The organism is Corynebacterium sp. HMSC034E11 (assembly GCF_001835905.1).
Classification (GTDB): Bacteria; Actinomycetota; Actinomycetes; order Mycobacteriales; family Mycobacteriaceae; genus Corynebacterium; species Corynebacterium coyleae.
On sequence record NZ_KV826421.1, the window covers coordinates 140,315 to 154,534 of the forward strand.

A 14,220-nucleotide genomic window follows, 5' to 3' on the forward strand; every position below is an offset into this window, starting at 1 on the left:
TCCCTACTCAGCGTTTGTGCTCAACGTAGCGCAGAACTGCCAGAGCAACTCGCCGGCCTTTGTCAGGTTGGCCAGGAACTCTTCCGGCTGTTCGGCAGTCGCTGCGTTCCAGGAGACGCAATACTCCGTATCGTCGTGCAGCGGGGTATACGCGATGCCGAACCCTTCTGGCAACGCCGGTGCGAAGCAGTAGCGAACGATCTGAGCAGCGCCGCCGATCGAGGTCGTGGATAAGAAATCGCGACGAGCAGCGGTTACACGCGTGTCGTTGAAGAATGCGTGAGTGTCGTCGATAGTCGCCATCATCTGGATATGTCGGTCGAAGCCGTTGCCAGACTTGCACCGCTTCACCCATGCCCGATGCGCGTTGATGGCGTCCTCGAGGCCAGCCTGTTCAGCCGTACCCTCCACAAGCGCTCGCGCAAAAGCAGCAGCCTCGGGTGTGGCGGCGCGCAAGCACTCCGTGCGTCCGGCACGGAACTCACGCATGTCAACGGCCTCATATGCCGCGCGTACTCGGCCGTAGGTCAGTTGCTGCGCGATAGTCATCATTAACTGCGCTGAAGCATCGCGGCTGAACTTCAACGGCAGGTCCGCAGGCTGGTCAAACGGCACGTGCACGATGCGGGTACGCAATTTCTCCGCCGCGCCCGCAACCTCGGCAACGCTCTTCTCGATGCGCGTGGTGAGCGCGTTATCGAGATCCCAGCGCAGTTCCTGCGGCTTTGCGACGAAATCTGCGCCGACACCGATCTCCGCTTCTTGCATGCGCGTGATCGCGGTAACGAGGGTTCCGCCGTCCTGGCACGAGTGCTCAACGTGCACTGCACTCCAGGGATCTGTCAGGCTGAACTGGTAGCTCAGCGGCTTGTACGTCCATGCACCACGGGGGAGGAAGGTCAGTTCGTTGATCCGCTCCTCGTCGGAAGCGTGTGTGGTTACTCCGTAGTCGATCAGGTCGACGGTGAAGAGGAACTCCTGCAGACGTTTGTACACATCGCCGTTGTCGCCCTGTGCCAACATGTCCGGCAGTACTTCTGCAAGCGTTTCGGAGCCGAGCAGCGATGCCGCGTTGAAGTCCACGCTCTGCTTGCGCGGGGCGTCCAGAACCGTCTCAAGCGCGTTTCGCAGGTTCGGAGCTGCAATCGGCTCGCCAGCCTCGTCGGTCACGGGTACTGCGTAAAGGTGCCCATCGACAAACACGCCGATCTCGCGGTTGGCAGTGCCTGCGGTGGCGACGATGATCTCATCCTCACCGGCACTCGGGTGGCGCAGCCCTCCGCCAAAGACAAACCACTGGTCTTGGGTAATGCGGTTGCCGCGCGCGTCCACGTAGTCCGGCAAGTCATCTCCCGCAGCTTGGAAGTGAACAACCAGCGCTCGCCGGATGCCGTCAACCACACGGTCCAAGCCAGTCTCCTCAGATGGCAGCGCCAGCTGAAAACCCACGTTCGTCGTCAGTGTCAGTGGCCCACGGGTTGCCAGGTAGCTCGAATACCACTCGTCGGAAAGCCAGTTCGTGCCTTCGGCCTCACGGGTTGCTGCGCGCTGCCGCAGTGCCTCGTCGAGACGCGGGGCTTGCGACTGCGCGAAGTCAGCGACGATCGCCTTCGCTTCTGCAAGCTCGGTCTCGTCGAGAACCGCCTCAAGCGCATGAATGTAAGCCTCGAGCGTGGACGAAAGATCCGGAACTGGCAAAGCTTTCAGATCGCGCGTCAACGGGTGCGGAGTAATGGGCACTTAAAAGCCTTTCTTCAAAGAGAGTTAAAGTTCCGGGATATTTGCTAACAAGGACTTGGTGTACTCGTGCGTTGGCCGCTCAAGAACATCATCGACTGGCCCTTCGTCCACGATAACGCCCTTGTTCAGCACCGCAATACGCGTGGCGGTGTGACGTGCCAGCGCAATGTTATGGGTGACAAACAGCATCGATAGACCGCGCTCTGCGCGAAGGTCTGCAAGAAGCTCGAGGATCGATGCCTGGACCGACACATCGAGAGCCGACGTGATCTCGTCGCACACCAACACGTCAGGAGCATTCACGAGCGCACGCCCAATCGCAGCGCGTTGGCGCTCACCACCGGACAGATCACCCGGGCGACGGTCGTAGAAACTCCGGTCGAGCTGGACAGCTTCCAAGACGTCCTCGACGACCCTGCGGTGCTCCTTCCGCGACAACTTGCCCGACATGACAAGTGGCACGCTCAGCGACTCACCGATCGTGCGCCGCGGGTTCAACGAGGAAAACGGCGACTGGAAGATGTACTGAACGTACTGACGCTGATCCACGGTGCGCTCGCGGCTGCCGTGCTCAAGCAGTTCGCCCCGCAGGCGCACCTCTCCGGTGTAGCCAGGGTTGAGACCTGCGATTGATCGAGCCAACGTTGTCTTGCCGGAGCCAGACTCGCCGAGCAGAAGAATCGACTCACCCTCCTCGAGCGTGAGATCAATGCCGTGGAGGACCTTGTTGTCGCCGTAGGCCATCTCCAGATTGTTCACCTGCAGCAGCGGGGCAGCGCTATCGCGCTCCTCAACCTGGACGGCAGAGGCGATGCCGTGGCCGGTGATGTTCTTTCGACCCGGCAAATCTGGAATCGCGGCGAGAAGCTTTTGAGTATACGGGTGCTGTGGGTTGTACAGCACCGCCTGCGCAGGGCCTTCTTCGACGATGTCACCGCGCAGCATAACCACGACACGGTCCGCCAACTCAGCCACCACTGCAAGATCGTGCGTGATGTACAACGAAGCGATGTCGTTCTTGTGCGTCATCTCGCGCACGGTGTCCAGCACGTGGGCTTGGGTGGATACGTCGAGGCCGGTCGTAGGCTCGTCGAGAATCAGCACGTCCGGGTACATGGCGAACGCCATTGCGATACCGACGCGCTGCTGTTGGCCACCAGAGAGCTGGTGCGGCCAACGGGCCAAGTATTCGTCGGTGTCCGGCAAATCCACGTCGCGCATGACTTCGCGGACACGAGCACCAGCATCGCCATCGAAGGAGTGCACGTCGAGCACTTCACGGATCTGTTCACCGATACGCATCGTCGGGTTCAAACTCAGTGCCGGATCCTGCGGCACATACGCGATGCGGCTGCCGCGAAGTTCCCGCAGATCAGCTTCGCTGAGGTTGAGGACGTCATAGTCGGTTCCGTTTGCGGAATGGAGGGTCACGGTGCCGTCGAAAAGCATCAGTCCCGGGCGAAGATGACCCATAGCAGCCAAACCGGCAGTAGTTTTGCCCGAGCCGGACTCGCCGACTAGACAGACAATCTCGCCCCGTTTCAGCGTGTAGTCCACACCGTGGAGGATCTCAGCGCCTTCCAACGTGCCCAGGCGAAGGTCGCTCACGCTGAGCACAGAATCATCTGACGACTTGGTGTTGCCGTCTTGGTTCGCGGATATCGCGGTAGTCATTCGTCATTCCCCTTTGCTGCTATCCGTTGTGGCGGATGGGCTCGTGCTTCGGCACCCGTTCCGGGTCGATGGTCTGGTTGCGGCCGCGCTTTGGCGGTGTAGCAGTGGTTGCGGTGGCGCGCGCTGTGGCGTCGGCCAACATGTTGGTGCCGATAGTCAGCACAGCAACCGCAGCCACCGGCAGAAGCACGCCCCACGGCTGCAGCGATAGTGCGATGCGGTTCTCGTTGATCATCAAACCCCAGTCCGCAGCCGGCGGCTGGATGCCAAGGCCAAGGAAGGACAGCGAGGCAATCGAACCAATGGAGTAGGTCAGACGCAGACCCGCCTCCACAGCCAGCGGGCCGGTGATGTTGGGCGCGATCTCCTGGATGAGAATTCTCCAGTGCGGCACCGAATACATCTGGGCGGCGCGGATGTAGTCCTCGTTTGTCACGGACATCGTCGCAGCACGTGCCACACGGGCAATGCGAGGCGCGTGCGTCAAACCAATGACCAGGACGAGCACGGTTGCTGAGGGGCCAAAAATAACGATGGCCAACATGGCAAAAATTAGCTGTGGGAACGCCAAAATCACGTCGTTGAGCCGCATCAGCACCGAATCGACTTTGCCACCTGCGTATCCCGCAATCATGCCGATGATGGTGCCGACAACCATGCCGAGGACCGTGGCCAAAAACGCGGTCACCAACAGGATGAGGCCACCGGCAACGAAGCGAGACAGCACCGAACGGCCAAGGTTATCGGTGCCAAACACTCCGATGTCCGTAAATGGCAGGCCGATGAACTCCGTTGTGCTGCGACCGGTGATCTGCTCGGCGAAGAAATACCCGACGACCGCCAACGCGATGACAAGCCCCGTCAAGACGAGTCCGACCTTGCCTTCGGACTGTGCCCAAATTCGGGACAGCAATGGTTCCGGCTTGGACACCGACGTTTTCAGTTCAGAATCGTCGACCACGGGTTTCGGGGTTTTCCCTGGTTCTTGGGGGTGTACTGGTGCAGACATCAGTTACTCCTCAACTTCGGGTTAGCCGCAATGCTGACAAGATCCGCCAGTAGGTTGACCACGACATATACCGCGGCGATCAGCAGTGAGACAGCCTGAACAACTTGTACGTCGCGGTAGTTCACCGCATCGATGAGCGCGACGCCGAGGCCGGGGTAGCGGAACAGATACTCGACGACCACAATGCCGCCAGCCAGCCACGCGAGCTGGATTGCGACGACCTGTGCAATGGGCCCGACCGCGTGGGGCAGCGCATGACGGAACACCACGCGACGCTCGGGCACGCCTTTCAGTCGCGCCATCTCGACGTAGCCCGATTCCAGTGCCTCGATCATCGTTGCGCGAGTCATACGCGCCACATAAGGCGTGACGACGAACGCGAGAGTCAAGGTTGGCAACACCAGCTGCATTGGGAACTCCCACACACGACTGCCCGGAGGTGACATGGTCACTGCCGGCAAAATTTGGAACACCGAGGTAGCGAACAACGTGACCAGTGCGATACCGATGACGAACTCCGGCAGCGCAGCGAGAATCAACGTCACCCAGGTGATCGCCGAATCGCGCTTGTAACCGCGCCACCACGCCGCATACACACCCAGGAGCACGCCGACAGGGATCGAAATTGCCGCGGCGAGCAGCATGAGTACCAGCGAATTCACCAGTGGCTCGCCAAGCAGTTCAGAAACTGGGCCACCGGTGGACGTCGATGTGCCCAAGTCACCGGTGAAAATGCCTCCCAGCCACAGCAAGTAGCGGGTGACCGGAGGCTGGTCGAGATTCATTTCTGCCTCGAGCGCCGCGATACGTTCCGGCGTTGCCTGCTGGCCCAAAATTGCCGTAGCCGGCGAGCCAGGCAGAAGCAACGTCGCGCAGAAAATGATGACGGATACAGCGAACAGGATGAAGACACTCACCCCGAGCCTGCGAAGAATGAACTTGCCCATGTGTGCTTATGCCTCCGCAATCCAAACTCGCTCGAACATGGCCTGGCCCAGCGGCATACCGCCGGGGTGGGTTTGAAGCCCCACCACGTATTTGTGGTACGCGTCAATCTGGTTGGCAAAGCCCCAGATGATGTAGCCGCCGTCGTCGTAGAGACGCTGCTGCAGCTCGTGGATCATTTCGCTGCGTTTTTCGTCGTCGACAATCGTTCGGGCCTTGTTGGCCAACGCAGTGAACTCCGGGTCCACCCAGTGGGTCTCGTTAAACGGTGAATCCGCCGTTGCACACTGGTTGACCTGCTGGAGGAAGTTTCGCGTGTAGTAGAACGACAACGCGAACGGGTACTCCAGGTAGTTGCCGTCGGCGAAGAATGTCGAGGAATCAACCTGGTTAATAGTTACGTTGATGCCAGCAGGACGGACCTGCTCTGCGTATACCTGGGCGCTACGTAACGCGCCGGTCTGGATTTCAGCGGCGTTGAGGGTGACATCGATACCGTCCGGGTAGCCCGCCTCCGCGAGAAGACGCTTGGCCTCCTCGATATTCTGCCCACGCTGGGGAATGTCCTCCGGGTAGGCGGGGTCGTACGGGCTGAACATGTCGTTGCCCACTTGACCTTCGCCGGAGTAGACCTGGTCCACCAATTGCGGGCGGTCCGCGGCAAGGCGCATGGCGCGGCGCACGCGGACATCATCAAACGGTGCAACGTCCACGCGCATCGTCAGCGGCAACCACATGCCGGTCTGCGAAATGAGGGTGTCCAAGCGCGGGTCTGCATCGATCACACGTGCAAGCGAGTGGTTCAGGCTGCCGATTGCGTCAACCTGGGAAGACAGCAATGCGTTGAGCATGGCGTCCTCCTCCTGGAAGTCGATGATGACAACGCTGTCTAGGTAGGGAGTCTCTCCCCAGAAGTTCTCGTTGCGCACCATCTTCGTCGACTGGCCGGGGGAGAAGTGCTCAAGCTTGAAAGGGCCGCTGCCGATCGGGTTCTTGGGATCGTAGTCCTCCGGCACGATGCCCATTTGATACTCGGCAAGACTGTCAATGAGCGTCGCGTCCGGGGCATTGAGGTAGATGCGCAACTCATTCGGTCCGGTGACCTCCATCGATTCGATGTGGTTGATCGATGCAGCACCGGACTTCGGGTTGTCGGGATCGCGAATACGGTCGTAGGAGAATATGACGTCCTCAGGGCGCACCGGTCGACCGTCTGAGAACTGCACACCATCGCGCAGCGTGATGGTCCACACCGTCGCGTCGTCGTTTGGCTCAATAGCCGTGGCGAGGCGGTACTGCAGGTCGTAGTTGGAGTCGTAGCGTACGAGCGAGTCGTACATGTTGATCAAACGCGTGCCGTCAGAAGCACTCGTTGGAATGTGCGCATCTACGGTGTCGGTGGAAGAACCTCCGACGAGCCCCACCCGGAGCCTGCCGCCGCGACGAGGTGGACCAGAGGTGTTTATCTCCTCGACGGGGGCGGTGGTACACGACGCCAAGGCAAGGGTCGCTCCACCCAGCACGGTCGCCCGCAGCATCTGTCTTCGAGTCATCTGCATAGAACGCTTCACCTGTACTTTCCGACGTGCGCTGGTAGTGCGCTGTTAAATCTATAAGTACAAAGGTATTGTCTTTAGTGATTGCCTGCAAGCAGATTTACTTATAGATCCAGTTTTTGGTTTCGTCGATACACTGGCGAGCATGGCTTTTGCTGCTGAACATCCAGTCCTCGCGCAGTCCGAGTTTCGCCCTGTCGGTGAGATTGAGCGGCGCGAAAAACCATTCGAGGTGGTGTCAGAGTTCCAACCCTCTGGCGACCAGCCGCGCGCCATTGCCGAGTTGGATGAACGCCTCAACCGCGGCGAGCGCGATGTCGTGCTACTGGGTGCGACCGGTACCGGTAAGTCCGCAACTGCGGCATGGCTGATCGAAAAGCAACAGCGCCCCACCCTTGTGATGGCGCCGAACAAGACGTTGGCTGCGCAGTTGGCCAACGAGCTTCGCCAACTGCTGCCGAACAATGCGGTGGAGTACTTCGTGTCGTACTACGACTACTACCAACCGGAGGCCTACATCGCGCAGACGGATACCTACATTGAAAAGGATTCGTCCATTAACGACGACGTCGAGCGCCTCCGTCACTCCGCAACCTCCGCATTGTTGTCGCGCCGCGACGTCGTCGTGGTGTCCTCGGTGTCCTGCATCTATGGCTTGGGTACCCCGCAGTCGTACCTGGATCGCTCCGTTGTCCTGCGCGTCGGGGAAGAGGTGGAACGTGATCGCTTCCTCCGCCTGCTTGTCGACGTCCAATATGAACGCAACGACATCGACTTCAAGCGCGGTACCTTCCGCGTCAAAGGCGACACCGTGGACATTATTCCGGCCTACGAAGAAGTCGCGGTGCGTGTGGAGTTCTTTGGCGACGAAGTGGATTCGCTTTACTACATCCACCCGTTGACGGGCGATGTGCTCAGCCAGGAAGACGAGGTCCGGATCTTCCCGGCAACGCACTATGTGGCCACTGACGAGCGCATGGAAAAGGCGATCGAGGCGATTAAAGAAGAGCTTGCAGACCGCCTCGAGGAGTTGGAGAACAAAGGAAAGTTGTTGGAGGCTCAGCGCCTGCGTATGCGCACTGAGTATGACCTGGAGATGATCCAGCAGGTCGGGTTCTGCTCCGGCATTGAGAACTACTCGCGCCACATGGATGGTCGCCCCGCGGGCTCTGCGCCGGCGACACTGATCGACTACTTCCCGGAAGACTTCCTCACCATTATCGACGAGTCGCACGTCACCGTCCCACAGATCGGTGGCATGTTCGAGGGTGATATGTCGCGAAAGCGTAACCTGGTGGAGTTCGGGTTCCGTTTGCCGTCCGCGGTGGATAACCGCCCGCTGACGTTTGATGAGTTCGAAGCGCGCGTCGGCCAGACGGTCTACATGTCCGCGACCCCGGGCGACTACGAGCTTGAGGCAGCGCAAGGCGAGTTCGTCGAGCAGGTCATCCGCCCGACTGGCCTGGTAGACCCGAAGGTCACCGTGAAGCCGACGAAGGGACAGATCGATGACCTTATCGACGAAATCCGCGGCCGCACGGACAAAAACGAACGCGTGCTTGTGACCACACTGACAAAGCGCATGGCCGAGGATCTCACCGATTACCTGCTGGATAACGGCATCAAGGTCCGCTACCTGCACTCGGACATTGATACCCTGCAGCGTGTCGAACTGCTACGCCAGCTGCGCCTTGGCGAGTTCGACGTCTTGGTCGGCATTAACCTCCTGCGTGAGGGCCTCGACCTGCCTGAAGTTTCGCTCGTCGCCATCCTCGACGCCGATAAGGAAGGTTTCCTGCGGTCGACGAAGTCGCTCATCCAGACGATCGGTCGTGCAGCCCGAAACGTCTCCGGCGAGGTCATCATGTACGCGGACCAGATCACCGAATCGATGCAGGAAGCAATCGACGAGACCGAGCGTCGCCGCGAAAAACAAATCGCATATAACAAGGAACACGGCATCGACCCGCAGCCACTGCGCAAGGCTATCGCCGACATTTTGGATCAGGTCTACGAGAACGCGGATGCGGACGCGCCAGCGTCGCTGAGTTCAGACACCGCTGTCGTGGAGAAGCCAGATGTGGCGAACATGGCCTCTGACGAGGTGCAAAAGCTTATCGACGACCTCACCGTCCAGATGCGCGACGCCGCTCGGGAACTGAAGTTTGAGCTGGCGGGACGCCTCAGGGATGAGATCGCTGACCTCAAACGCGAACTGCGTGGTATTAAAGACACAGGAAATTAGCGAAAGGACAGAATCCTCATGCACACCTACACTTCTATCGCCGTCGGTACTGACGGTTCACCGACTTCCATGGTCGCCGTGCGTGCCGCCGCAAGCCTTGCACGCGTGTACGACGCGAAACTCACGATTATCTGCGCGCACTACACGGCGTCTGGGTCGATGCTGAACTCCACCAACGCGGAGCTCAGCCGTGTCGACATCGTGACGGAGACGAACGCGCGCAACATTTTGGCTGAGGCAAAGAAGATTGCTGAAGAGGAGCAGGCGAAGGAAATCAACCTGGTCTCCTCAGGCGGCCAACCCGCGACCGTGCTGGTGGAATCGGTGCAGGAATATGACGTTGATCTGCTCGTTGTAGGTAACAAGGGCATGCGTTCCATGGCGGGCCGGATCTTCGGCAATATCCCGGGCAACGTGGCGAAGAAGGCGCCGGTGGATGTCATGCTCGTCGATACCCGGTCTGAGGGACACAATTAAATCCTTCGTGGGTAGAATGTCCCCGATATCCGCGCCGTAATCTTGAAAGGTGATTTCCACATGGCCGATTCCCCGTACAAGACCATTGTTGTTGGCTCCGACGGGTCCAAGTCGTCCCTCCTGGCCGTAGAGCGTGCCGCTAAGTTGGCTGCTGCATTCGGCTCCACCCTCGTTATCGGCACCGCCTACTACGAGAACGAGGATGAGGCTGCCAAGGCCCTGCGCCAGGACTCCGTGACCATCCTCGGTGACCAGAAGGCTCTAGAGAACCTTGAGGGTGCCGCTGAGCACGCACGTTCCTTCGGTGCACCCGACGTCCAGACCGCGACCCGTCCGGGTACCCCGGTTGAGGCGCTCATGGCGATCGTCAACGACAACAACGCTGACCTGCTCATCGTCGGTAACCGTGGCATCAACTCGCTGACCGGCCGTCTGCTCGGTTCGGTGCCGGCTGATGTCGCGCGTCAGTCCAACTGCGACGTCATGATCGTCCACACCGTGAACTAAGCGGTTTCCCGCTTAGTTCCCGATCACCGTCAGCGTCTGCGTGGCGCGGGTGACAGCGACGTAGAGGTCTTGCCACCCTTGTGGCGAGGCCTCTACGATTTTTTGTGGCTCCACCACGGTGACGTGGTCGAATTCGAGGCCTTTCATCTCGTCGACGTTGTGCACATCGATCACCGCATGCAACCCATCCCGCTTGTCGACGACCTCCGCACCTGCCGGAAGAAAATCAACCGGAATGCCGGTGGATCGGATTGCCGTCGGTGCAGTCGCCTCCGGATCAATTTGTGTCAGAACTTCCGCCGCATAATCTGAGATTTCCTTCGGCGTGCGGTAGTTCACCGTCAGCTCGTGGAGACGGAAGCGCTGACCCACAAAGCGTTCGAGTGCTGCGGTCCAATCGTCCACGCCCGCTGGCGAGGAAGTCTGCGCGGTATCTCCGACAAGGGTCATCCACCTTGCCGGGCACCGGCGAAACACCATGCGCCATTCCATTGGGGATAACTCCTGCGCCTCGTCGACGATGATGTGTCCATAGGCCCATGTTTGATCCGCACTGGCGCGCTGCGCGGTAGAACGATTATCAGTGACCCGCTGACGAGCAGCGAGCGTCTCTGCGTCGATCACGTCAGCCGCAGAAAGAATCTCCGCCTCAAACTGGTCGTCATCGTTATCGGTGGACTCGGACGAGGCAAGGATATCCAGCGCGTCTTCGGCCTCCTCCACGAGTTCGCGCCACTCGGCTTCTTCCTTGCGGCGGGCTTCTTCCGGATCGACGGTGCCGATCAGCACCGCCAGTTCGTCCACAAGTGCAGTATCGGCGGGGGAGAAGTCCTCCTCCGGGGAGCGCAGCAGCGCCGCACGTGTGTAGTCGTCGTAGTCGTAAGCAGCGTGCGCAATCGCATCCTCATCGGTGAGGAACTCACCGAGTAGGTCGGTGGGGTCGAGCTCGGGGAAGTGCTCGTCGATAAGCGCTAGCACCTGTGGCTCATCGGCGAGGTCATCGTGGAGCTGATCTACGTCTGCAGCAGACAGCAGGTTGGCACCACCGAGGGGATCTTCACCAATCTTTTGGGCCAAAGCCTCCGCCAGCGATTGGGTGAGGTGTTCTGCGAAGAACGGACGCGCCTGATTGTGCGGCCGGCGGGAGCGACGTGCGCGAGTGCGCGCGGCCTTGATCATGGCGGGCGTGGCCTCAATGGCTACTGAATCAATCGTCAGCACGACCGGCTTGTCGGGAACAGTTTCGTAGGCTTGCACGGCGCGCTTGAGAATCGTCACCATCTCCTCCGACCCCTTCACCTCCCGAGCCGCGATCGAATCGCTGCCCGTAGGCGTAAACCCAGGGACGAGTTGATCAGCAGTGGAAAGCACTACGCCAGTCTCGCCGAGCTCCGGCAACACACGGGAGATGTACTCCAAAAACGCCGGGTTCGGACCCACGATAAGCACGCCGGTGCGGCTGAGCTGCTCGCGCCACGTGTACATCAAATAGGCAATACGGTGCAGGGCAACCGCAGTCTTGCCCGTACCCGGACCGCCCTGTACAACCATCACGCCGCGGGTTGGATCGCGGATGATCTCGTCCTGCTCGCGCTGGATCGTCTCCACGATTGAGCGCATATGACCCGTGCGCGCTTCATTCATCGCACGGCGAAGCGCAGCCTCAGAGCCAACCCCGGCCACCGATGTGTCTGCGTTGTCGCCGGACAGCACCTCGTCATCTACCGCAGTAACCTTGCGCCCCCGCATGCGGATATTTCGGCGCGTCTCCACGCCCTCTGGGTGGGCGGTCGTCGCAAGGTAGAAGGGGCGTGCGAGCGGGGCACGCCAATCGAGCAACAACGTGCGGTAGTTATCCTCGCGGTCGTCAATGCCGAGTCGACCAATGTAGCGCCGGTCCAAATCCTCACGCCCCGGCACTGGATTTTCGGGCTCATCGTCTGCAACGTCAATGCGCCCAAAGACAAGCCCGGCTTCAGCAACGCCAAGCGTGTCCAATTTGGCATTGAGGCCGTGGTACTCAGTTTCTCGCCGCACAAGAGCGTCCGAATCCGGGTTGTCCGGGTCAACATCACGCTGAACCTCTTCGAGCCTCGCACGGGCACGAGCCACCTCGGCGTCGAGGTGTGCGAACAACGTATCCGCGTGAGACTGCTCGTCGGCGACGGGGTCAGGTGAAAGATTGTGCTGTAAATCCTGCATCCCCAAAACAAACAACCCCGAGGCGGGAAATATTCCCAACGCCTCGGGGCCGTAACGTTCAACTAAGTTCAGTGCTTAGCTGAGCTTCTTCTGAGCCTTCTTCACCAGCTTCTTCGCGCGCTTCTCAGCCTTCTTGGCCTTACGCTTCCACTTCAGCTTGGTGATCCAGGACGGGTCAGCATCGAGCTTGTCCCAAGCCTTCTCCAGCTTGTCGATGGCACCCTGCGCCTTGTCCTGAGCCTTCGCGGTTGCTTTGTTGACCTTGCGCTTCGCCTTGAACTTGTCCAGAGTAGACGGCTGCAGATCGTTGAGCTGATCCTGCAGGTCACCAACAACGCTGTTGACCTTGCGCTTCGCCTTGAACTGCTGGATCTTCGACGGCTTCAGGTCATCGACCTTGCCCTCTGCCTTGTCTGCAGCGTCATCGAGCCAGTCACCAGCGTCGGAAAGGAAGCTCGAAGCCTGCTTCTTAGCGTCGTCGAACCAGTCGCTAGCGGTATCGCCGGCCTTGGAAGCGGCCTTCTTCCAGTCGCCCTTGTTGTCGTCGATGTAATCGGCAACCTGGTCGGTGCGGTCAGAGAACCAGTCACCAGCCTTGTCAAAGGCCTTCTCGGTCTCAGACTTGGTCGGCAGCGCCTGCTTGATGTTCTTCTGCGCAACGGAAGCGGCGTTCTGTGCACGCCACTTCATGTTCGGCTTGCCAGCCGTATCAACAGTTGCCAGCAGCACGCCACCAGCAAGACCGAGGTCGGTCAGGGCGCCACTGCGACGACGAGCCTTCTCTTCCTCGCTGTCGGCCTCCCAGAATGCGTGGCGGCCAATCACCGTCGGGATCGCGGTTGCAGCCAGCAGGGTGGCGGACAGGCGCGGGAACTTGCCGATTGCGAACAGGGAGCCAGCGCCAGCCTTAACGCCGCCGACAATCTTTGCGGCGGATTCCGGATCCTCCGGAACGAAGCCGCGGTACTCGGCTGGAACAGCGGTGCGCAGCTTCTTCAGGACAGTATTTGCGGAGTCCTTGTGGGCTGCCGGGTTCAACAACGTCTCAACGCCGTCGATCACGTAGACCGATGCCAGCATTGGGCGTGCGATTTTGCGAATCATATATGTACCCAAATCCTTACGTTTTGTAGCTGATTGTGCTCCCACCGAGTGTAGCGATTTTGCGCCAGGCCAGCTGTGTCCTATTGCACAACGCCACTTACCAGCGACGCTCCCACCACTCGTCAAGGTGCGGCCGTTCTGCGCCCAGCGTGGTGGGTTTTCCGTGGCCAGGGCGAACGATTGCGTCGTCGGGGAAGGCGTCGAAAAGCTTCTGTTTCACATCGTTGAAGAGTCGCACGAAATCACCCTCGGACTGGGTTTTGCCCAAGCCCCCCGGGAATAGGGAGTCGCCCACGAAAAGGTTCGGGGTGCCGTCGATGTCTATCGCGATAAATGCGCCGCCGGGAGTGTGCCCGCGCAAGATACCCACAGGAATGCGATGGCCGGCGAACTCGATGGTGTCACCGTCGCGCAGTTCCACATCGGGGGCGACGGGAAGTGCCGGGGCATCCAAAAACGGTGCGTAGTGTGTGGCGCCGGTTGCCTCCAGCACTGCTTCCAGAGCGCGGGTGTGGTCGTGGTGGCGGTGTGTTGTGAGAACCGCGGTAATTTCCACGCTGGCGTCGCGGGCCATGGCGTGGAGGGTGTCGGGCTCATCGGCGGCGTCGATAAGCAAACCTTGCTCCCCGGAAGAGAGAAGGTAGCAGTTGTTGTCCATGGCGGATACGGAAACCTGGTGCAGCTTCAGCGAAGTACTCATGCCCGCCACAGTAGTAAGGAATGTTTGTATAGCGCGCGACGTTGGTAGTTTCTTGGGAGTA

The 14,220-nt window shown here is 60.0% G+C and carries 11 protein-coding genes; 3 read left to right on the plus strand and 8 right to left on the minus strand.

The annotated features are described in order from the left end of the window. Positions 1–3 precede the first annotated feature (3 nt). The 5 genes from HMPREF2690_RS11160 to HMPREF2690_RS11180 are packed head-to-tail and all read right to left on the minus strand — an operon-like array spanning position 4 to position 6,921. Positions 4–1,740: a choline/carnitine O-acyltransferase gene (locus HMPREF2690_RS11160; RefSeq protein ID WP_083320386.1), complete on the minus strand. Its 1,737-nt coding sequence runs from the start codon at positions 1,738–1,740 to the stop codon at positions 4–6. Positions 1,741–1,764: 24 nt separating this feature from the next. Continuing rightward, positions 1,765–3,414: an ABC transporter ATP-binding protein gene (locus HMPREF2690_RS11165; protein WP_070820911.1), complete on the minus strand. Its 1,650-nt coding sequence runs from the start codon at positions 3,412–3,414 to the stop codon at positions 1,765–1,767. Between the two features lie 19 nt (positions 3,415–3,433). Continuing rightward, positions 3,434–4,423, minus strand: a complete 990-nt coding sequence (locus HMPREF2690_RS11170; protein ID WP_070422927.1) for an ABC transporter permease — start codon at positions 4,421–4,423, stop codon at positions 3,434–3,436. Further along, complete coding sequence (locus tag HMPREF2690_RS11175) at positions 4,423–5,370, minus strand: ABC transporter permease (protein ID WP_070422926.1); 948 nt, start codon at positions 5,368–5,370, stop codon at positions 4,423–4,425. Before HMPREF2690_RS11175 ends, HMPREF2690_RS11170 begins: the two co-directional genes overlap by 1 nt. 6 nt (positions 5,371–5,376) lie before the next feature. Continuing rightward, complete coding sequence (locus HMPREF2690_RS11180; RefSeq protein WP_246815387.1) at positions 5,377–6,921, minus strand: ABC transporter substrate-binding protein; 1,545 nt, start codon at positions 6,919–6,921, stop codon at positions 5,377–5,379. 148 nt (positions 6,922–7,069) lie between these two features. Between HMPREF2690_RS11180 and uvrB the strand changes: the two genes are divergently transcribed. The 3 genes from uvrB to HMPREF2690_RS11195 are packed head-to-tail and all read left to right on the plus strand — an operon-like array spanning position 7,070 to position 10,153. Further along, positions 7,070–9,169: an excinuclease ABC subunit UvrB gene (uvrB, locus tag HMPREF2690_RS11185; RefSeq protein WP_070820912.1), complete on the plus strand. Its 2,100-nt coding sequence runs from the start codon at positions 7,070–7,072 to the stop codon at positions 9,167–9,169. An 18-nt stretch (positions 9,170–9,187) separates the two neighbouring features. Beyond that, entirely contained in the window at positions 9,188–9,646 is a 459-nt protein-coding gene (locus tag HMPREF2690_RS11190) for a universal stress protein (RefSeq protein ID WP_070422923.1), read from the plus strand. A gap of 60 nt (positions 9,647–9,706) precedes the next feature. Next, entirely contained in the window at positions 9,707–10,153 is a 447-nt protein-coding gene (locus HMPREF2690_RS11195; protein ID WP_070422922.1) for a universal stress protein, read from the plus strand. Between the two features lie 12 nt (positions 10,154–10,165). On the opposite strand, the gene HMPREF2690_RS11200 is transcribed toward HMPREF2690_RS11195, so the two are convergent. The 3 genes from HMPREF2690_RS11200 to HMPREF2690_RS11210 all read right to left on the minus strand — a co-directional run bounded on the left by HMPREF2690_RS11200 (position 10,166) and on the right by HMPREF2690_RS11210 (position 14,159). Further along, positions 10,166–12,355 carry a HelD family protein gene (locus HMPREF2690_RS11200; protein ID WP_070422921.1) on the minus strand — a complete coding sequence of 730 codons (2,190 nt, stop codon included), beginning with the start codon at positions 12,353–12,355 and terminating at the stop codon, positions 10,166–10,168. 75 nt (positions 12,356–12,430) lie between these two features. After that, positions 12,431–13,459: a DoxX family protein gene (locus HMPREF2690_RS11205; protein WP_070422920.1), complete on the minus strand. Its 1,029-nt coding sequence runs from the start codon at positions 13,457–13,459 to the stop codon at positions 12,431–12,433. Between the two features lie 97 nt (positions 13,460–13,556). Next, complete coding sequence (locus tag HMPREF2690_RS11210) at positions 13,557–14,159, minus strand: MBL fold metallo-hydrolase (protein WP_070820913.1); 603 nt, start codon at positions 14,157–14,159, stop codon at positions 13,557–13,559. Positions 14,160–14,220: the final 61 nt, after the last annotated feature.

Coding starts and splice junctions, on each gene's coding strand:
- HMPREF2690_RS11205 (WP_070422920.1), bottom strand. CDS start 13,459: ATGATTCGCAAAATCGCACGCCCAATGCTGGCATCGGTCTACGTGATC.
- HMPREF2690_RS11200 (WP_070422921.1), bottom strand. CDS start 12,355: ATGCAGGATTTACAGCACAATCTTTCACCTGACCCCGTCGCCGACGAG.
- HMPREF2690_RS11190 (WP_070422923.1), top strand. CDS start 9,188: ATGCACACCTACACTTCTATCGCCGTCGGTACTGACGGTTCACCGACT.
- uvrB (WP_070820912.1), top strand. CDS start 7,070: ATGGCTTTTGCTGCTGAACATCCAGTCCTCGCGCAGTCCGAGTTTCGC.
- HMPREF2690_RS11210 (WP_070820913.1), bottom strand. CDS start 14,159: ATGAGTACTTCGCTGAAGCTGCACCAGGTTTCCGTATCCGCCATGGAC.
- HMPREF2690_RS11195 (WP_070422922.1), top strand. CDS start 9,707: ATGGCCGATTCCCCGTACAAGACCATTGTTGTTGGCTCCGACGGGTCC.
- HMPREF2690_RS11170 (WP_070422927.1), bottom strand. CDS start 4,423: ATGTCTGCACCAGTACACCCCCAAGAACCAGGGAAAACCCCGAAACCC.
- HMPREF2690_RS11180 (WP_246815387.1), bottom strand. CDS start 6,921: ATGACTCGAAGACAGATGCTGCGGGCGACCGTGCTGGGTGGAGCGACC.
- HMPREF2690_RS11175 (WP_070422926.1), bottom strand. CDS start 5,370: ATGGGCAAGTTCATTCTTCGCAGGCTCGGGGTGAGTGTCTTCATCCTG.
- HMPREF2690_RS11165 (WP_070820911.1), bottom strand. CDS start 3,414: ATGACTACCGCGATATCCGCGAACCAAGACGGCAACACCAAGTCGTCA.